At 41.1% G+C, this 20,204-nt stretch carries 16 protein-coding genes and 4 tRNA genes; 14 read left to right on the top strand and 6 right to left on the bottom strand.

What is annotated here, in order from left to right:
* The first annotated feature begins 351 nt into the window (after positions 1-351).
* From trpA to DCO44_RS10125, 4 genes are read left to right on the top strand one after another with little or no spacing between them, the layout of a single operon-like run.
* Positions 352-1,155 (top strand): tryptophan synthase subunit alpha, encoded by an 804-nt coding sequence (trpA, locus tag DCO44_RS10140; RefSeq protein WP_116761554.1) that lies wholly within the window; start codon positions 352-354, stop codon positions 1,153-1,155.
* Complete coding sequence (gene accD, locus DCO44_RS10135) at positions 1,152-2,048, top strand: acetyl-CoA carboxylase, carboxyltransferase subunit beta (protein WP_116761552.1); 897 nt, start codon at positions 1,152-1,154, stop codon at positions 2,046-2,048. Before trpA ends, accD begins: the two co-directional genes overlap by 4 nt.
* Positions 2,045-3,331, top strand: coding sequence for a bifunctional tetrahydrofolate synthase/dihydrofolate synthase (folC, locus tag DCO44_RS10130; RefSeq protein WP_116761550.1), 1,287 nt, complete (start codon positions 2,045-2,047; stop codon positions 3,329-3,331). The genes accD and folC overlap by 4 nt, the downstream gene beginning before the upstream one ends.
* Complete coding sequence (locus DCO44_RS10125; protein ID WP_171304960.1) at positions 3,322-4,347, top strand: SPOR domain-containing protein; 1,026 nt, start codon at positions 3,322-3,324, stop codon at positions 4,345-4,347. Before folC ends, DCO44_RS10125 begins: the two co-directional genes overlap by 10 nt.
* Positions 4,348-4,364: 17 nt before the next feature.
* On the opposite strand, the gene DCO44_RS10120 is transcribed toward DCO44_RS10125, so the two are convergent.
* The 3 genes from DCO44_RS10120 to DCO44_RS10110 all read right to left on the bottom strand — a co-directional run bounded on the left by DCO44_RS10120 (position 4,365) and on the right by DCO44_RS10110 (position 6,544).
* Positions 4,365-4,955 carry a dual specificity protein phosphatase family protein gene (locus DCO44_RS10120; RefSeq protein ID WP_116761546.1) on the bottom strand — a complete coding sequence of 197 codons (591 nt, stop codon included), beginning with the start codon at positions 4,953-4,955 and terminating at the stop codon, positions 4,365-4,367.
* Positions 4,952-5,764, bottom strand: a complete 813-nt coding sequence (locus DCO44_RS10115; RefSeq protein WP_116761543.1) for an MBL fold metallo-hydrolase — start codon at positions 5,762-5,764, stop codon at positions 4,952-4,954. The genes DCO44_RS10120 and DCO44_RS10115 overlap by 4 nt, the downstream gene beginning before the upstream one ends.
* Positions 5,765-5,902: 138 nt before the next feature.
* Positions 5,903-6,544, bottom strand: a complete 642-nt coding sequence (locus tag DCO44_RS10110) for a peroxiredoxin (RefSeq protein ID WP_116761541.1) — start codon at positions 6,542-6,544, stop codon at positions 5,903-5,905.
* Positions 6,545-6,878: 334 nt separating this feature from the next.
* On the opposite strand from DCO44_RS10110, the gene secA reads away from it, so the two are divergent.
* The 8 genes from secA (at position 6,879) to DCO44_RS10070 (ending at position 13,344) form a co-directional block, all read left to right on the top strand.
* Positions 6,879-9,611 carry a preprotein translocase subunit SecA gene (gene secA, locus DCO44_RS10105; RefSeq protein ID WP_116761539.1) on the top strand — a complete coding sequence of 911 codons (2,733 nt, stop codon included), beginning with the start codon at positions 6,879-6,881 and terminating at the stop codon, positions 9,609-9,611.
* 176 nt (positions 9,612-9,787) lie between these two features.
* Positions 9,788-10,144: a hypothetical protein gene (locus tag DCO44_RS10100; protein WP_116761537.1), complete on the top strand. Its 357-nt coding sequence runs from the start codon at positions 9,788-9,790 to the stop codon at positions 10,142-10,144.
* A 220-nt stretch (positions 10,145-10,364) separates the two neighbouring features.
* Complete coding sequence (gene argJ, locus DCO44_RS10095; RefSeq protein WP_116761535.1) at positions 10,365-11,585, top strand: bifunctional glutamate N-acetyltransferase/amino-acid acetyltransferase ArgJ; 1,221 nt, start codon at positions 10,365-10,367, stop codon at positions 11,583-11,585.
* Between the two features lie 148 nt (positions 11,586-11,733).
* Positions 11,734-12,801, top strand: a complete 1,068-nt coding sequence (gene nadA / locus DCO44_RS10090) for a quinolinate synthase NadA (protein WP_116761533.1) — start codon at positions 11,734-11,736, stop codon at positions 12,799-12,801.
* A gap of 154 nt (positions 12,802-12,955) precedes the next feature.
* Positions 12,956-13,032 (top strand) — tRNA-Pro (locus DCO44_RS10085).
* Between the two features lie 45 nt (positions 13,033-13,077).
* Positions 13,078-13,154 (top strand) — tRNA-Arg (locus DCO44_RS10080).
* Between the two features lie 33 nt (positions 13,155-13,187).
* Positions 13,188-13,263: transfer RNA gene (locus DCO44_RS10075), tRNA-His, on the top strand.
* Between the two features lie 4 nt (positions 13,264-13,267).
* Positions 13,268-13,344, top strand: a tRNA-Pro gene (locus DCO44_RS10070).
* Between the two features lie 860 nt (positions 13,345-14,204).
* Here the strand turns inward: DCO44_RS10070 and DCO44_RS10065 are convergent.
* Complete coding sequence (locus DCO44_RS10065) at positions 14,205-15,440, bottom strand: tetratricopeptide repeat protein (RefSeq protein WP_116761531.1); 1,236 nt, start codon at positions 15,438-15,440, stop codon at positions 14,205-14,207.
* Positions 15,441-15,532: 92 nt separating this feature from the next.
* Here DCO44_RS10065 and DCO44_RS10060 point away from each other — a divergent pair, with 92 nt between their 5' ends.
* The gene (locus DCO44_RS10060; protein WP_133243158.1) at positions 15,533-15,874 is read left to right on the top strand and encodes a hypothetical protein; all 342 of its coding nucleotides are present in this window, start codon (positions 15,533-15,535) and stop codon (positions 15,872-15,874) included.
* Between the two features lie 461 nt (positions 15,875-16,335).
* Here DCO44_RS10060 and DCO44_RS10055 read toward each other — a convergent pair whose 3' ends face one another.
* Entirely contained in the window at positions 16,336-17,397 is a 1,062-nt protein-coding gene (locus tag DCO44_RS10055; protein ID WP_116761527.1) for a phage portal protein, read from the bottom strand.
* The gene (locus DCO44_RS10050) at positions 17,394-19,163 is read right to left on the bottom strand and encodes a terminase large subunit domain-containing protein (RefSeq protein WP_116761525.1); all 1,770 of its coding nucleotides are present in this window, start codon (positions 19,161-19,163) and stop codon (positions 17,394-17,396) included. The genes DCO44_RS10055 and DCO44_RS10050 overlap by 4 nt, the downstream gene beginning before the upstream one ends.
* Before the next feature lie 187 nt (positions 19,164-19,350).
* On the opposite strand from DCO44_RS10050, the gene DCO44_RS10045 reads away from it, so the two are divergent.
* Entirely contained in the window at positions 19,351-20,193 is an 843-nt protein-coding gene (locus DCO44_RS10045; protein WP_116761523.1) for a GPO family capsid scaffolding protein, read from the top strand.
* Positions 20,194-20,204: the final 11 nt, after the last annotated feature.

The raw sequence follows: 20,204 nt of genomic DNA, 5'->3' as shown, positions 1-20,204 counted from the left end.
AACAGCGAATAAGTGCGCACAGTATAATGGAGCTTTGATCATTTCTAAAAATTTAAAATGTAAAACCTGAGTAGCTGAATTTCGTTGACTTTGCTAAAGGGATTGTCATTTTCTAGAGTTGGTGCGGTCTGCATAAAAGCGAAAATTAGGCATCTTTGATCATTGAGAAAACTCGCCAAATATTAGTAAATGTAGCTTTCGGGTTGTTCTGAATCAGGTGATGTCGTATGAAATTCAAAGGAAGTGCATGAACTCTATTCAAGGTGTAAAAAATAGCGTTACAATGCGTTGTCTTGTATTTCTACAAAACCAACTCCTCAGTTTTAAATAATTCAAGGAAAGTACAACCCTATGTCACGTTTAGCCACTCGTTTTGGACAACTTAAATCTCAACAGCGTAAAGCGCTAGTTTCCTATGTGATGGCTGGAGATCCTCATCCACAAGTAACAGTACCTCTGTTACATCAAATGGTTGAGGCGGGCGTAGATGTTATTGAACTTGGACTACCATTTTCAGACCCTATGGCGGATGGTCCTGTCATTGCTTTAGCCGCTGAGCGTGCTTTGGCTGGTGGAACCAATACCCTAGATGCATTGAATATGGTGAAAGAGTTCCGTCAAAAAGACCAAGAAACACCTGTTGTGTTAATGGGATATTTAAATCCTGTTGAAGTGATTGGCTATGAAAAATTTGTAGCCTATGCCAACGAATGTGGTGTGGATGGCATCTTGCTGGTCGATTTACCGCCAGAAGAAGCCCAAGCTCTGGATGATGTCCTGAAAAAGTATGAAATGGATCAAATTTTCTTACTTGCGCCAACTTCTACGGATGAACGTATTCGTCATGTGGTGAAGCAGGCCAGTGGATTTATCTATTATGTATCTTTGAAAGGGGTAACAGGTGCAGCAACTTTAGATGTGTCTGAAGCTGCGGCACGTATCCAAAAAATTAAAGCAGAGACAGATATTCCTGTTGGTGTCGGTTTTGGTATTAGCGATGCTGCTTCTGCGAAAGCAATGGGTGGTGTGGCGGATGCTGTGATTGTCGGCAGTGCATTTGTAAAACAATTTGCAAGCTTGGCACCAGAACAAGCCGTTGTTGAAACGGTTAATAAAGTCAAGGAGCTTCGAGCAGCGCTCGATGAGTTAGTATGAATCAAGAAGTGAAATCAGGGAAAATTCTTAGCCCATCGACACCGTGGACTGAACGTGGCGTTCCAGGCATTGAAGTTCCCGATGAGCAACAAGCACTCAAAGCAACGTTTACAGAACCAACGGTTGAATGTCCTGAATGTCATGCATTGGTGACACGCACCGCAATGACATTCAATGCTTATGTCTGCCCACAATGTGACGAGCATTTACGCATGAAAGCGCGTGATCGTTTAACATGGTTCTTTGACCAAGTTAAAACTGAACTGGGTCAAGAATTTGTTGCCAAAGATCCACTTAAATTTGTTGACAGTAAGCCTTACCCAGAGCGTATGGTTGAAGCGCAAAAGAAAACAGGTGAATCTGAAGCTTTAATCGTAATGCAAGGTACATTGAAAGATGTAGCAATGACCGCATGTGCTTTTGAATTCGACTTTATGGGCGGTTCAATGGGTACAGTTGTTGGTGATCGTTTTGTGCAAGCGGCTGAACGTGCAATTGCATTGAAACAGCCATTCATTTGTTTTGCTGCATCAGGTGGCGCACGTATGCAAGAAGGCATGTTGTCTTTAATGCAAATGGCACGTACATCAGCAGCGATTCAACGTGTAAAAGAAGCGGGTTTACCGTACATTGTGGTGTTAACGCATCCAGTATATGGTGGTGTAACCGCTTCATTAGCCATGTTGGGTGATGTACATATTGCAGAGCCGAAAGCAATGATTGGTTTTGCGGGTAAACGTGTGATTGAGCAAACAGTACGTGAGAAATTGGAAGAACCGTTCCAACGTGCTGAATACTTGCTTGATCATGGTGTAGTCGATCAAATCGTTCATCGTCATGCATTACGTGATACTGTATATCGCATTGTGACTAAATTGATGAATTTACCTTGAACCATACTGCACCACTTGTACAAGATAATTTAGACACATGGCTCTCGTATTGGGGCCATGTTCACGTTACGGGAATTGATTTAGGTTTAGAACGCGTCGTTCCCGTCGCTGAAATGCTTGGTGTAACGCAACCAGAAGCGAAAGTAATTACGGTTGCTGGCACAAATGGCAAAGGTTCAACCACAACCACCTTGGCAGCAATTCTAAATGCGCAAGGCTATAAGGTTGGACTTTATCAGTCGCCGCATATTTATCGATTTAATGAACGTGTGAAACTTGCAGGTCAGGAAGTTGATGACCAAAGTCTGATTGATGCTTTTGTACAGGTCGATCAAGCACGTCGTGCATGCAATTTGAGTTTATCTTTCTTTGAGGCGACCACTTTGGCCGCTTTCTTGATTTTTAAACAACAAGCTTGTGATGTCTGGGTGCTTGAGGTGGGGCTAGGTGGCCGTCTGGATGTGGTCAATGTGATTGATCCAGATGTTGCAGTCATTACCAATATTGGTTTAGATCATACCGATTGGTTAGGCGATACCATCGAAAAAATTGCCTATGAAAAGGCAGGCATTATTCGCCCTAATATTCCTGTTATTTTTGGTGGATTACAAAGTTTACCAGAAGCGATTGCCAAAAAAGCACAAGAGTGTCATGCACCGCTATTTGCTGCTGAACGCGATTATTTTTATCAACTGAGTGAAGATAGACAGCATTGGTTATTTGCATCTTCTGGAACCACCTTAAAATTACCACTCGGGCGTTTGGCATTAGAAAATATTTCTACCGCTGTTGCCGCTGTTTTGTTGAGTGGATTGGAGATTCGACAGGAAGCAATTGCGCAGGGTATTCAACAGGCACAACTGTCAGGACGTTTTGAAATTCGTCAAATTGCGGATAAAACCGTGATTTTTGATGCGGGACATAATCCACATGGCGTTGATTTTTTGTTAAAGCAATTGCGAAATTTCCTAAAATACAATAAACAATACACAGAAGTGGTTGCTGTTTTTTCAATGTTGGCCGATAAAGATATTAAATCTGTGGTTGAGTCATTGAAAAATAGTATTTTAATGTGGAAAATTGCACCATTAACGGTGCCACGAGCTGCGGAAATTGCCCAACTCGATGACGCATTACAACAACAGACAGTACAGCATTTCACTAATGTTCAATTAGCTTTCCAATCAGCCCTCGATGAATCTAAAAATAATCAGCTGATTTTGGTATGTGGTTCATTTCATACTTTGGAAGCAGTCTGGGAGTATTTGGAAGAATGTCAATGAATAACAAACAACGCTGGATGGGTGGCGTTGTTTTATTAGGTGGTGGTGTTTTATTGGCAGCCTTGCTTCTGAAAGGTAAAGAAGAAATACATCAAAATAACATCAAACACCCTGAATTGGTCGAGCAAGCTCAGCAACAGAATGTCAAAGACAGTGGCATGGTGCAATTGCAAGGCCTCACTGTTGATGTTGAAACGGAAAAGCGTTTGCTTGAAGAGCAACGCCGTGCCCGTGAAAAGGCCGTAGCAGAGCAGGAAGCGCGTGCCGCGGAGTTTCTGGCACAGCAACAGCAGGCAGAAGCTGATGCTGCACGTAAAGCAGCCGAAGAATATGCAGCATTAAATGCAGCACGGACGGGTGCACAGCAAAGCTCAGATAACATTCCGCCTGAATTGGTTGAAGATGAAAAAGCCAAGCAAAAGCGCTTAGCGGAGGAAAAGCTTGCTGCACAAAAGAAGCTAGATCAGCAGAAGGCATCACAATCGTCTGAAGCTGATAAAAAACGTAATGAAGAGCGTTTAAAGGCAGAAGCTCAACGTAAGGCAGATGAAGAACGTAAGGCGCTTGCGAAAGCTGCTGAGGATAAAAAATTACGTGAAGCGGAAGCTCAACGTAAATTAGAGGCACAGCGTAAAGCAGATCAAGAGCGTCAAGTAGCAGCCAAAGCTGCTGAAGAAAAGAAATTGCGTGAAGCCGAAGCGAAACGCAAAGAAGATGCCAAGAAGAAAGCTGAGGCCGAAAAGGCAAGAGACTTACTCGAAAATGGTGATAAGCAGTGGATGGTTCAAGTGGCACTGGCGGCCAATGCGGCCAATGCTGATAGCGTCATTTCCAAGTTAAAGGCGAAAGGCTATAAGGTGGTACAAAGCCCAACATCGAAAGGTATTCGAATTATGGTTGGGCCTGCCAAAAGTCGTGATGTTGCAGACGTAACCCGTAAAAAGATTACCACTGATGCGAGCTTAAATATGAAGTCCGCATGGGTGATTGATTGGGTACCCTTAGACCGTCGTTAGTTCATTTCAGTCATGCTTTAAGATGGATTCGAGAGTTGCTCTTGAATCCATTTTACATTTTCGGGGGTAAATAAATTTTCGATGTTTTGCCAAATGGGGTGGAAACCATAGCCCCCATATTTCATTTCTTGTAAAGCATCATCAATACTCCATTTTTCAAAGATAATTCGATACATGGCAATGCTGGCACCTGTACGATCTGAGCCGTGGTAACAATGAATAAGTACTTTTTGTTGTTGTGCTTTTGCCAATTGAATTTGGCGCATCGCTGCTAATAAATCTTCCCGATCAATAGCCCAAGTATGAATGGGAATATGCACCAACTTAAAATTTTGCGCATTCAAATTTTGCGGGTCTTGATGTCGTGATCTTAAGTTAATCACGACATCAATATCATGAGCTTTGAGTGCTGCGGCCATTTCTGTATTGGGTTGTTCACTACGAAAGACATCTGTACTGATTTGATAAAAATTATCAGCTTGATTGATCAAGGTTCCCCATTGCGTTGGTCGAGCTTCGGGCGGTAGTGCTGGCGTGGTCACACAGCCAGTAAAGCTTAACGTGCTGAGACATAGGCAGCTATAAAGTATACGCGTTTGAATTTTCATTGGTATCGGGCCAATTCTACAGGGTCATGTGCACAGATGAGTTGAACTTCAGGATGGGTTTGGGACAGTGTTTGCAATCGTGTTAAATTTTCCACACGTGCTTGATTATCTTCGGCAAAGAATTGCTCCAATTGATTTAAGGTTCTGAGCTTATGCTGACCATCGAGTTGTAAATGTGAATAGTAGGCATCTCCACAGAACAGTAACCATTGATCTTGGTTACGAACAGCAATACCACTATGACCTGCGGTATGTCCCAAGAGGGGAATCATCAACAGGTCATTTTCAAATAAATCAAAATTGCGAATTTGTTTGAGGTTGAACCAGTCGTCGTTGGCAATGGGTTCAATAAAGTTCCAGTAACGATGTTGTTGAAATTGTTTCACTTTATAGCGAGCTTTGCGTTTGTAGTGGTTCAAATTTTGTGTAGCATTGTATTCGGAAGACAGCACATGTACCGTTGCTTGAGGGAAATCAGAGATACCACCAGCATGGTCAAAATCTAAATGTGAGACAAAAATATGTTGCACATCTTTGGGGTTAAAGCCTAATTTTTGTATTTGTGCGATGGCTGTCAGTTCTAAATTGTTTTCAATTTTTCCAAACCGCGCAATCATGTTCCCAAGACGGGCTTTGGTATGAAGGAGATCTTGCATACCTAAACCTGTATCAATCAAGACCAATCCACGGTCTGTTTCTAACAGTAAGCAATGACAGATCACATGAGCATGTAATCCTTTTTGCCCAAATAAGGGGCCGCAAACAGGGCACATGGTGCCACAGTGTAAATGATGAATGTTATGAATCACAGTCGTTATTCTTAAAATGGTTTGCTGTATTTATAACTGACTGTGACCAAAATACCAAATAGAACTTGGTCGACCTTTGTGAAGCATAAGCAACCTGTCCGTAGACAGGTTCATCATGCAGGTTGGAAAGATTACGTTTTATTTTAGATTCGGCTGTGGAGTAAGGCGTAAATAAGGTTTTACTGCGGTATAGCCTTTCGGGAAGCGTTGTTTCAGTTCAGCTTCATCTTGTAAAGAAGGTACAATTACCACATCATCGCCATGTGTCCAGTTGGCGGGGGTCGCAACTTTATGATGATCAGTCAATTGTAATGAATCAATGACACGTAAAATCTCGTGGAAGTTACGTCCTGTTGACGCAGGATAAGTAATGATTAAGCGGACTTTCTTATTTGGGTCGATAATCACCAAAGAACGTACTGTCAAGGTTTCACTGGCATTGGGATGAATAAAGTCATATAGGGTGGAGACCTTACGATCTTTATCAGCAATAATCGGGAAATTGACCGTAGTATTCTGGGTTTCATTAATGTCTTGAATCCAGCCATGATGTGATTCGACATCATCGACTGACAACGCAATCGCTTTGACTCCGCGTTGTGCAAATTCATCTTTTAGTTTTGCGGTATAACCTAACTCTGTGGTACATACAGGCGTATAGTCTGCTGGATGGGAAAACAGAATGCCCCAACTATCACCTAAGTAATCATAAAAATTAATTTTTCCCTCACTTGAATCTTGCTCAAAATTGGGTGCGATATCGCCTAAACGTAGTGACATTTTTATTTACCTCAATTGTTTTGTGTATTTGATTTAAGTCAGACTATCGCGCAATTCTTTGACTTGGAAAATAGCTTTTTTGCATTTGCTTATACCAATAAGGAATAAAAGGGTTGCATCAAGGTTGGAAAATATCCTGCCATTCAAGAGGAACGCTCTATATCGCATGGCTGAAATTTGTTACATTAATTCGCCTTAGATCTGTGGCTAGAACCTGTGATCAGAATTTTTTTATTGGTTTTGTGCAAAACCCTTGTACTTCAAATTTCTAGCACCATAATAACGTCTGAGAAAAAATTTATTCATTGACAAGCAAGATTTAGAGAGTCTATTCATGTTGGCAAGTCTGATCGGAGGAATCTTCGGTACCAAAAATGAGCGCGAACTCAAACGCATGCGTAAAATCGTAGACAAGATTAATGCGCTCGAGCCGACGATATCTGCCTTAAACGATGCAGACTTATCTGCAAAAACCGAAGAATTCAAACAACGTTATAACAAAGGTGAAAGCCTCGATAAATTATTGCCTGAAGCATTTGCTGTCTGTCGTGAAGCAGCAAAACGTGTCATGGGTATGCGTCATTATGATGTGCAGTTGATTGGTGGTATTACTCTGCATGAAGGTAAAATTGCCGAAATGCGTACGGGTGAGGGTAAAACTCTCATGGGTACACTGGCGTGTTATTTGAATGCGATCAGTGGTCAGGGCGTGCATGTCATTACAGTCAATGACTACTTGGCTCAGCGTGATGCCGAGTTAAACCGCCCACTGTTTGAATTCTTGGGTTTAAGTATTGGGATTATTTATTCCATGCAAAATCCAATGGAAAAAGCAGATGCCTACCGTGCAGATATCACTTACGGGACCAACAATGAATTTGGTTTTGACTACTTGCGCGACAATATGGTGTTTGCGCTTGCAGAGAAAAAACAACGTGGTTTGATTTATGCCATTATTGACGAAGTCGATTCGATTTTAATTGATGAAGCGCGTACGCCGTTGATTATCTCGGGTCAAAGCGATGACTCTTCTCAGCTTTATGCAGCGATCAATGCCATTCCACCCAAACTGCATGCGCAAAAAGAAGAAAAAGTTGCAGATGGCGGTCATTTCTGGATTGATGAAAAGCAACGTTCGGTAGAAATGACCGAAGTTGGTTTTGAAACTGTTGAAAATGAATTGATTGAAATGGGCTTGTTGGCTAAAGGTGAGAGCCTGTATTCAGCATCAAACCTTAATTTGGTACACCATGTGACGGCTGCAATTCGTGCGCATTTCTTGTATCAACGCAATGTACATTACATCATCCACGAAGGTGAAGTCATCATTGTGGATGAGAACACTGGTCGTACTATGCCTGGACGCCGTTGGTCTGAAGGTTTGCATCAAGCTGTAGAAGCCAAAGAAGGCTTGGAAATTCAGCCAGAAAACCAAACTTTGGCAACCACGACTTTCCAAAACTATTTCCGTTTATACAAAAAATTGTCAGGCATGACCGGTACCGCAGATACAGAAGCTGCGGAAATGAAAGAAATTTATGGTTTGGATGTGGTCATTATTCCAACGCATCGACCAATGATTCGTCTGGATCAAAATGATTTAATCTATTTAAATCGTAATGGCAAATACAATGCGATTATTCAAGAAATTCAACGTGTGCATGAAGCAGGTGTTGCTCCAATTTTGATTGGTACGGCAACTATTGAAGCGTCTGAAATCTTGTCTGAAAAGCTGAAAGAAGCAGGCATTCAGCATGAAGTTTTGAATGCGAAACAGCATGAACGTGAAGCCGATATTATTGCCCAAGCAGGTTCACCACGCGCGGTAACCATTGCCACCAACATGGCAGGTCGTGGTACCGACATTATTTTGGGTGGTAACTGGAAAGCAAAACTCGCGAAAATTGAAAATCATACACCTGAAGATGAAGCTCGCTTAAAAGAAGAGTGGGAGCAAAACCACGAAATGGTCTTGGCTTCAGGTGGTTTACATATTATTGGTTCTGAGCGCCACGAATCACGTCGTATTGATAACCAGTTGCGTGGTCGTGCGGGTCGTCAAGGTGACCCTGGTGTATCACGCTTCTATTTGTCACTTGAAGATGACTTGATGCGTATCTTTGCAGGTGACCGTGTGGTTGCCATGATGCGTGCCATGGGCTTGCAAGAAGACGAAGCGATTGAACACAAAATGGTGTCGCGCTCGATTGAAAATGCCCAGCGTAAAGTGGAAGCACGTAACTTTGATATTCGTAAGAATCTGTTGAAGTACGATGATGTGAATAACGAACAACGTAAGATTATTTATTCACAACGTGATGATGTTCTCGCAGAAAATACGCTGCAAGAATATGTCGAAGAAATGCATCATGAAGTGATGAAAGCGGTGATTGCCAATTACATTCCACCAGAGTCGATTCACGATCAGTGGGATATTGAAGGTCTTGAGCGTGCATTACGTGAAGAGTTTGCGGTCGATTTACCGATTAATCACTGGTTGGAAAATGAGCGTCGTCTCGATGAAGAAGCACTGGTTGATCGCATTACTGATGAGATTGTCACGCGCTACCGTTCACGTCGTGAACAAATGGGACCAGAATCGGCAGCCATGCTTGAGCGTCATTTTGTTTTGAGTGCCTTAGATCGCCATTGGAAAGATCATTTGGCGGCAATGGATTACTTGCGCCAAGGGATTCATTTACGTGGTTATGCACAAAAGAACCCTGAGCAAGAATACAAGAAAGAAGCATTCAACTTATTTGTGAATATGTTGGCTGTGATCAAAACGGATGTGGTGACCGATTTATCTCGTGTACATGTGCCAACACCAGAAGAGTTAGCTGCGATGGAAGCACAGAAGCAAGCGCAAGCGGAAGCAATGCAATTGAATCTTTCGCATGATGAAGTGGATGGATTAACAGGTGAAGTGACTTCGCTCGTTACTTCAGAGCAACATTCAGGTTTCAGCCCTGTGGCAGATCACAATGTAGTTGCACCAGCTAGTCGTAACTCTCCTTGTCCATGTGGTTCAGGTTTAAAATATAAACAATGTCACGGTAAAATTTAAGTTTATCAACTGACTAAAGTAAACCCTTGTATGGCTTCTATCTTTTTGACGTACTGCAAGGGTTTTTTGTTTTTGTGCGAACTGTAGTTAAATATTTTCAAGATGTGAATAAGGTTTGCAGTGTTTATTATTAAGTGGTATTAAGTTGCTCATTGGAACCTGAAAAGCGAAAGATAATGAAAAAATTATTACAACCTTTAGTCATTGCTGTTTTGGCAATTCCGACTTTGGCTATGGCGAATACGCCTGAAACAACGACGGTTGAAAAAGTACAAGCTGCTCAAGGTGCAACAACTGCATCAGCCACCGTACAAGATACTAATGTGACTGTAATGAGCCCGCGTACAGGAATTAAATATACTTTTCCAAATGCGCAACAGCGCCCAATCATCTTAAAAACCGCAGCAGTGAGTGCTGCAACTACAACGACGGCAACTCGTATTGTTGCTACAAACCCAGCACTTTCGATGGAAAGCCAAGAACAAGCGAAACAAACCCTTATAGGTGGTTCAACGCAGTTGGCTGCAAACTAAGTCAATACATCAAAAGGCAGCTTACGAGCTGCTTTTTTTTTTACATAAGTATGGGTTCGAGTCGAATTTAATTATGCGAAATACCCTTTTAAATTGGGGTGAAAATAATTTTTAGCTGTGTAAGCGGAATACGCAGGAAATTGCCTGAAACACCTCGATTTTTAGTTGCATTTCTACTAAGCTGTGACACTTACTTGAACAACAAAGTGGACATTTAAAAATGGCAGTGGGTGACGTTACTATGCCACAGATGCATGTGGTCAAAGGGGTAAAAATCGGTTCGGCTGAAGCATATATTCGCTATCAGAACCGACGTGATCTGGTCATTTTTGAATTTGCCGAAGGTTCAAATGTTGCGGGTGTTTTCACACAGAACGCATTCTGTGCAGCACCAGTACATGTGTCAAAAGCTCATTTAGCTATGGGAAATCCACGTTATTTAATTATTAATACAGGCAATGCCAATGCTGGAACAGGTACTTTGGGAATGCAAAATGCCCAAGAAACTTGTATGCAATTGGCAAAATTGGCAGGCGTTAATCCAGAACAGGTTCTCCCTTTTTCTACAGGTGTGATTGGTGAGCAATTGCCATTGCCACGTTTAGTCGCAGGTTTACAGCCAGCGTTGGATAGTTTGCAGGAAGATGCTTGGACAGATGCTGCATTTGGCATTATGACCACGGATACAACACCTAAGGGGGCATCTGAGCAGTTTGAACTAGATGGTGTTGTGTATACCATGACGGGTATTTCCAAAGGGGCTGGCATGATTCGTCCTAATATGGCGACCATGTTGGGTTATGTTGCGACGGATGCACCAATCTCACGTGAATTGGTTCAACAATTGTTACAGATTGCTGTGAATCAATCTTTTAACCGCATTACCATTGATGGGGATACTTCGACCAACGACTCATGTATTTTTGTCGCAACGGGTCAAGCAGGTGGTGCTGAAATTACATCAACAGAAGATGCTCGTTATGCAACTGTGCTTGAAGTCCTCGTTCGTGTCATGAAACGCCTAGCGCAACTGATTGTACGTGATGGAGAGGGTGCAACCAAGTTCATGACAGTAGCAGTTGAAGGTGGTGCAGATACGCAAGAATGTTGTGATATCGCCTACAGTATTGCGCACTCTCCGTTAGTAAAAACGGCATTCTTTGCTTCAGATCCAAACTGGGGACGTATTTTGGCGGCCATTGGTTATGCTGGAGTAAAAAATTTAGAGGTTGAAAAAATTCAGGTTTGGTTAGATGATGTACAAATCTGTAAGGATGGTGGCGCAGCAGCGGATTATACGGAAGCCGAAGGCGCACGCGTAATGGCACAACCAGAGATTACCATTCGGGTGGACTTAGGTCGCGGTCAAGCGAAGGACACGGTCTATACCTGTGATTTATCTTATGACTATGTCAAAATTAATGCGGATTACCGTTCTTAATGGAATTTGAGTGAAGAAAAGCCTCCGATGTGAGGCTTTTTTATCAATCAAGGTTTTTGAATGACTGGTCAACGGCATATGCAAAAGTTTGACCGTGTTATGGATGCACCGCTTGTGAACAAGCAGTTGGGATAGAGAAGACGTTTTTATGAATGATGCGACCAATTTAATTGCCAATGACGCAAAATCGATTGTGCAGGCGCATTTAGACCGTTTAGGCGAGCCAAAAGACAATCATTGGACTGAGCAAGCCAAACAGGAAAAATTTGAACAAATCAGAGCGGAATTGAAAAAACGTGATGCTGTTCTTGTCGCGCATTATTACTGCGATCCTGAAGTACAGGAATTGGCAGAATTAACTGGCGGCTGTGTATCAGATTCCTTGGAAATGGCTCGCTTTGGTCGTGATCATCCTGCCTCAACTTTAGTTGTGGCTGGTGTGAAATTCATGGGAGAAACAGCAAAAATTCTCTCGCCAGAAAAAACGGTACTCATGCCGACGCTAGAAGCAACCTGCTCACTCGATTTAGGCTGCCCTGTAGATGAATTCACCGCGTTCTGTGACCAGCATCCTGATCATACTGTTGTGGTCTATGCCAATACTTCTGCTGCCGTAAAAGCACGTGCAGATTGGGTCGTGACTTCTAGTTGTGCCGTTGAGATTATTGAGCACTTGGATAGCTTGGGTGAGAAGATCATTTGGGCACCAGATCAGCACTTGGGGCGCTATATTCAAAAGAAAACGGGTGCAGATATGCTGCTTTGGGATGGCGCATGTATCGTACATGAAGAATTCCGTGCCCGTGGCATTGCCAACATGAAAGCACTCTATCCAGATGCGGCTGTTTTGGTTCATCCTGAATCGCCAGAATCTGTGGTTGATATCGCCGATGCTGTTGGAAGTACCTCGCAACTGATTAAAGCTGCACAGACCTTACCGCATGAACGTTTAATCGTGGCGACAGACCGCGGTATTTTTTACAAGATGCAACAAGCGGTACCCAATAAAATTTTAGTCGAAGCACCGACAGCAGGTGAGGGAGCGACATGTCGTTCTTGTGCACATTGTCCTTGGATGGCGATGAATGAGTTGGATGGAATTTTGCAGGTATTACAGCAAGGTGATCAGGAAATTCATGTTGATCCAGCTTTGGCAGAGCGTGCCAAATTACCTCTAGATCGCATGCTAAACTTCAGTGCGAGTTTAAAACGTTAAAATTTGTATAAAAAATATCAGAAATGCTTGATATTTATACGGTTGATGTGTTTTTTTAACTTTTTTTAAATATAGGTGTTGACGTTCTTGGGCGTCACGCCTAGAATGCACACCGTACCGCACGATGTGCGATACGGTAAAAGCTGAGATGAATCGGAGCATAGCACAGCCTGGTAGTGCACCTGGTTTGGGACCAGGGGGTCGTAGGTTCGAATCCTACTGCTCCGACCAATTCTTCAAGGCAAAGTATCATATGATATTAGTATCATCGGTCATGCGCCTGTAGCTCAGTTGGATAGAGCATCCGCCTTCTAAGCGGATGGTCACAGGTTCGAATCCTGTCAGGCGCGCCATTTGGTAGCTTGATATTGTAGAACTATATAGTGGTGGATGTAGCTCAGTTGGTAGAGCCCTGGATTGTGATTCCAGTTGTCGCGGGTTCGAATCCCGTCATTCACCCCAATTTCGGAGCATAGCACAGCCTGGTAGTGCACCTGGTTTGGGACCAGGGGGTCGTAGGTTCGAATCCTACTGCTCCGACCATATTCTTGATTTTAATAAGAAATTCCCAAAGTTAAGCGTTTAAGCTAACAGATTTAAATGTAAGTTTCCTCTTATTACCTTACATGTAAGCATTTCTTCAGATCACTTTTCTATCCCCATCTCATTCCCAGAATTTTTTTAGTTCCGTGTGAAAAATATTCAAAACCATAGTTTTCTGAAAGTCAGAAAAAAGTTATGGGGTATCTAAAATTTTAAGTAATAAAGTAATATTTATAATTTAATCAATTAATTTCAATATCTTATATGTGTTTTCATAAGTAATTTAGAAGTAATATCCAAGTAATTTATTGCTGTGAAAAAAAGTTAGATCAAGCCAAAATCAGTATCAATAAAATCAAACACTTAAAAAATATTACTTCGAAAATTACAAAAAATTACCTTTTGAAGTAATGATTTATTTTATTTAAATTCAATATCTTAAGGTTTGTTATTACTTTATTACTTCATATCCCATCCATCAGCTAGAAAAGCACATGTTTGTATGCTTAATTCTGTTTTCAGGTAATGGAAATGTGCTGATCTTCAATTAGTAGATTTGGATATTCTTTTGTCATTTTGGTCAGTTTTTCTAGTTTTCCTTAGATGTGTGCAAAATCAAGAACTACTTAGACATCTATTCTTATTTCATCTGGACATTTTTTTCTGTTTTAGGATTAAATGAGACCACACAAAGCCGTGGAACTTTAATTATTTATTGATTGTGGAACATGAGAAATCAATAAAAAGCCCTATTGGAGTGGGCTAGGCTTCAATAAAAACGATAAGTTGTCGATTTAAAATAAATAATTTAAAGAATTACGTATAAAGTGCATCATGTTAATTTTAGGAAGACTTACTAATTACTGTAATCCTGCAAGCACTAATTTTGCTTGTGCATTACCATTATCTGCTGCTTTTTTAAACCACTTTAAAGCTTGTGTACGATTTTTTGGCAAACCATTTTGACCATATAAATAATTATTACCAATGTTAAATTGGGCCATTGCATTACCACTATCTGCTGCTTTTAGATACCATTCGTTTGCCAACATTGTATTTTTGCTTGTGCCTTTACCAGTTTCATACATCACTGCTAGTTTATTTTGTGCACCTGCATCCCCTTGAGCTGCTGACTTGCTATACCATTCAAACGCCTTAACATCACTCTGGGCAACACCCTGGCCATTTTCATACATCACTGCTAAGTTATATTGTGCATCTACATGCCCTTGTGCTGCAGACTTGCTATACCATTCAAACGCCTTAACATCACTCTGGGCGACACCTCGACCTTTGTCATACATTATTCCAAGACCATATTGCGCTGCTGCCATTCCACTTTTTGCTTCGGACTTGCTGAACCATTCAAATGCCTTAACATCGCTCTTGGCGACACCTCGACCATCGTAATACATCACGGCTAAGTCATATTGCGCTAGCGCATTCCCTTGTGCTGCAGATTTGCTATACCATTCAAACGCCTTAACATCACTTTGGGCGACACCTCGACCACTGTCATACAGTATTGCCAGATAATATTCCGCAATTACATGCCCCTGAGCTGCAGACTTACTAAACCATTCAAACGCCTTAACATCACTCTGGGCGACACCTCGACCATCGTAATACATCACCCCAAGACTATATTGTGCTCGTGAATTCCCTTGAGCCGCAGACTTGTTATACCATTCAAATGCCTTAGCATCACTCTGGGCGACACTTCGACCATCTGAATACATCGATGCTAAGTTATTTTGTGCAGCTGCATCACCCTGAGCTGCTGACTTGCTATACCATTCAAATGCCTTAGCATCACTCTGGGCGACACCATCTCCATTTAAGTACATTCCTGCTAAGGTAAATTGTGCTTTCGCATTTCCCTGAGCCGCTGACTTACTAAACCATTCAAAGGCCTGATTATAATTTTGGGCAACACCTTGTCCCTTGTCATACATCCTCCCAAGGTTAAATTGTGCTTCAGCATTTCCCTTAGTTGCAGCCTTTAAAAGATCATTAAATTGGGAGGACTGAGCAAAAGAAACACTCGATACAATACTTAGTAAAAATGGTAAAAATAGATTTCTATTAAATTTCATAATTTAAGTTTGATTAGAATTAATATCTGGTTATTCTAATCAATATTTTTAGATTAATTGAAAGATAATTTTTTATTTCAAGGGCTTAAAAAGTGTTAAAAATATTAGTCTCAACATTAGCAATTATTTTTTGTACTACAACGTATGCAAATAAAGCAATACCAATGTCAGAGCAGTATTACCAAGGAAAATATTTTCTAATCAGCAATAAAAAGTCTGGAAATATTAATACTGTTATCTATAAAGCTATTTTTAAAGCAGAAACTATTTACTCAAAAATGGAAATAAACTGTTCTATTCTAAAAATTAGAGCGACAGGAGAAGGAATTAATAGCATAAATAATCTAAAAGAATTTTCAAATAAAGGGAATTGGTCAGATCCTGTATACAAATCAACTAGATATGACGTAATGAGATTTGTATGTAAAAAATAATTTTTAAGATGAAAAGGGAATATTTTCCCTTGAGTCCCTGTAGCACCGTCGAATGACGGTCTTACTGTAAAATCATTCCTATTTAACTTATGTTCACCTAGAATCCATTTGAAGTGTTCAAATTAGATACGACTCTCTGTTCATTTGTTTGTGAAATTTGGTGTCCATTAGAATAAGAATATGCAAATGTGTACCTTTGTAGTGAAATGCAGTATTAGTTTTCTAGCATTTCTTGTGAAAGCCCCGTGTAATGGCGCTCATTTCGCGCAGATTCGCTTTATCTTGAGTTTGCAGTAAAACAGCCACATTTAGAGAGCGTAGGTGGGGTGGGGCAACTGCGCGGCTCTGGGTAGTGTTGGTTGTAGTTGGGAATACTTCTCATTTGGTCTAATTTTCTGAAGATACAAAAAAAGCCTGCATGGTTATTTAGACCATGCAGGCTTTAATTATTTGGTGATTACTTATTTTGTTTGGATTAATTCATATTTATTGAACTTAATAACTTCATCGCCAGCCCATTCATTAAATTGAAGCAAACGGGATTGTAAAGGAATAATCTCGTTGTGATAGAAAACCTCAGTTGCCGATTTGATGTCGCCAAAGCCACCTGCATTACTAGGTACGATACCCATCAATTGCGGTGGAATACGCAGAGCAGCCAAAGTGTCATCTCGCGTAATGGACTTAATATTGGTGAAGTCATCCTTTGCAGCAATCTCTGAAGTAGGGATCACTTGAATCCCATCTTTTTGTCCATTCGGACTGTAATAGAATAAATTTCTAAAGTTTCCTGGTCCCTTACTTTCCTTTAAGGCAGTTCGTAATGCAGTAATGTCATTCGGATCTGAGGCAGGGTCACTCACGTAAAGAATAAATCCTGCATGAGATCCATTGTTATAATACTTGCGACGAAAGAGCGTAGCCGATTCATTCAACCATGCACTTTGAAGTGCAGAAATGTATTCTGGCGTTCCATAGATTTCCTGATCGATATCCGTTTCACGAATATGGCAAATGCGATCTTGTGGGAACTCATATTCCTCATAACCTTTATGGCTATTGTTCAAATAAAAATATTGTCCAGAGAAATCGCCTGCGCGAGTGTATTTAGCCAAAGCAGGCTTATATTCAATCGTGTTTCTTAACCGTGATTGAACATCTTCAACATAAGTATTTCCGCACCAGATAAAGTCGAGACCTATTTGTTCAAAAGCCTTTCGGCTCATTTTGGGATGAGGAACAAATAAATTCGCCAAGAAATTACGTTTGAAAATAATGCCACTGCTCAAATAAGGCGTGGCTTTAAAACTTTTGGATAGACCTTCAAGGCTCACTTGAGGTTCATACCACCGACCATTGAACCAACATTCCATATAATTAGATAAATCATGTCCATCTAGAACAGGAACAGCATCACCAAAGGAAAAGGCTTCAGCCTTTTGAGGAATCGCTTGTTGTACAGGTTGCGGTAAATAGCTTAAAGCTGAGTTCATCAAACTTTTTGCGTTTGAAAATAGATTCATGAATAAATCTCCACCATAGATGTATTTGTTTCGGTAATCCCTGCCAATGGTTCGTTATAAATGGCATGCATAAGTGCCCAAGCCAGATCCGCATGCCCAGTTTCTTCTGAACGCCCTGCAGTAAAGGTGATTTGCTTCTGACTGGCAGTCATCGTTTTTTTGATGCTCATAAGCGACTGCGTTAAATCTTTATCGCCTGCGTCATATTCAAGTCGTCCATTGCGGATGACATCTAAGGTTTTATAGACGAGCTGAGTCTTAACTTCTGGTGAATACTTAAAGGCATGAACTCCAGGGAAGAATTGTCGAACAAGCTCAGCGACACCAACCCCCATACCTGTCGTATCAATCCCGATATATGTGACGTTGTAACGTAAGGTGATATTTCGGATGAGTTCAGCTTGTTGAGCAAAGTCATTACCCTTAAGTTGATGGCGTTCCAAAACTCGGAACTTACCACCAGCTACTGCTGGAGGAGCAAGAACGACTAGACCGGCATTGTCACCACTTAAAGCTGGGTCATAACCAACCCAAACGGGTTTATTTGCAAATGGACGTGTGTGCCAAATTTTGAAATCTGGCCAAAGTTCCAAACTGTCCACCATACATGATTGCAATGTAGCCAATGGGAACATAGACTGCCCATCGTCCACAAATTCACACATATATAAATTTTGGAAAGCGTCAGGAGATTTTTCAAATTTAAGACGCTCAATATCAAAGAGATCACAACCACCCGCTTGGGCATCTTCAACTGTGACGATTTGTCGCCACATTAGATCCTCACAGACCCGCCCATTTTTTAATGCTTCATGTGAAACATCAATTTTTAATTGCCGATCTTTTGGTTTGCCTTTGTTAAATCTTGTTCCTGTCCAAAAAGGATAAGCTTCATGTGTGATCGATGATGGTGTAGAAAAGTATGTTAAACGCCAATTTTTATGTGTTGCCATTCCTGATGCAACTTCTTCTAGCTCCTGAAATCCATGAGTCCAGAAGATTTCATCGAAATACAAATTCCCATGATGTCCCTGTGCTGTTCTGTAATTAGTACCTAAGAAGCGTAACTCTGCACCATTAGATAATAAAATTGGATCTCCAGTCAGTTCTACACCACATACTTCCTGAGCATATTTTTTAATGTAATGTTTAAAAATATGTGCCTGAGCTTTGGATGCAGACAAGAAAATTTGATTTCGTCCAGTTTTTAAAGCATCAATCAGAGCTTCAAAAGCAAAATAATACGTTGCACCAATTTGACGACTTTTTAAAATCATCCGAGACCGTTGATCCATTGCTCGGTACCATGTCCATTGGTACTCAAATAAACGTTCTTCAAACGCTAATACCATTTCGTCGATTTGTTCTTCGGTAAAATGATTCGGGACTTTTTTGCGTGGTGCTGTATTTCGTTTGCGGATCTCTGGGTTCAAATCCGCTTCGGTACCATCATTGCGGTACTTTTCAATACGGGCGAATTCCTTATACGCCCGCATCAACACATCAATTTCTTTAATGTCACCCGATGTCTTTTTATTTTTAAGGATGAGCATCATCAAACGAAGTGACAGAGCATTCTCAACACGATTTTCGGGTTTCTCTTTTTCCCAATCTTCACGTGTTTTCCATGCCTGAACCGTTCGCTCATTTTCATTTAGTACTTCTGCAATATCGACAATTTTCCACCCAAGCCAATATAGAAATTTAGCTTTAAGTTTGTTGTCCATTATCAGATGTAAATTTGCGATTGGAGATAGATCATTCATTGCCAAGGGCTGTTTGCTTTAATGTGCAAACATTGGCAGTACCGTGTCTTTTTAGCAGTCTGATTAATTTGTATGTGAGTTATATACAAGGAATGCGGATTGCAGACGGCATGTGACATTGCCCATTCTGCACCTATTCGAAAACGTGATTTTTATCCGACAATCAATTTACTGAATAGGTTTGCAAATGGGCAAAGAAGATAAAAAATATAAATCCAAGTGGTTCTGTATTGCTGTAGCAGGGGACACTACGGATGGTCGAGAAATTCAGGCAGATTGGATTATCCAAATGGCTGAAAACTATGATCCAAACACCTATGGTGCGCGTATCAATGTTGAGCATATCCGTAGTCCTTTTCCCGATAGCGTGTTTGGTGCTTATGGCGATGTATTGGCACTCAAAACTGAAAAAGTCACCATCGATGGTGAAGAAAAAGATGCGCTGTTTGCTCAGATTGAACCTACGGAAAGCTTAATTGCACTCAATCAGAAAAAACAAAAAGTTTATACATCGATTGAAGTTGATCCAAATTTTGCAAATAAAGGTAAAGCGTATTTAGTCGGCCTTGCTGCAACAGACAGTCCTGCATCACTGGGAACCGAAATGTTGCAGTTTGCAGCAGGTGCCAAAGTAAATCCATTTACTGATAAAAAACAGCGTCCTGAAAATCTCTTTACTGCTGCTCAAGAAGTCTCTCTCGAATTTGAAGAGGTCAAAGAGCAGCAATCCTATTCCGCAGGCTTGATCCAAAAAGTCAAAGAAATGTTCTCAAAACAAGAAAAAGGCGAGAAGAAGTCTGCGGAGTCTTTTTCAGAACAGGAACAAGCCATTCTTGAAATTGCCACGGAAACCGCAAATCAGGGTCAAACCGTTTCAAAACTTGAAGGTAATTTCAATACCTTGAATACAGCACATGAGCAGCTGCAAAACGACTTCAATGAGTTGAAAACTAAACTTGAAGGTGAACCTGAACAAGAGCCACGCCCGAAATCAGGTAACAACACATTCTCCGAAAAAGTTGAATGTTAATCCTTCATTAA

This window comes from Acinetobacter sp. AM, assembly GCF_003105055.1.
Lineage (GTDB): Bacteria > Pseudomonadota > Gammaproteobacteria > Pseudomonadales > Moraxellaceae > Acinetobacter > Acinetobacter tibetensis.
This window is presented reverse-complemented; position numbering and strand designations above follow the sequence as displayed.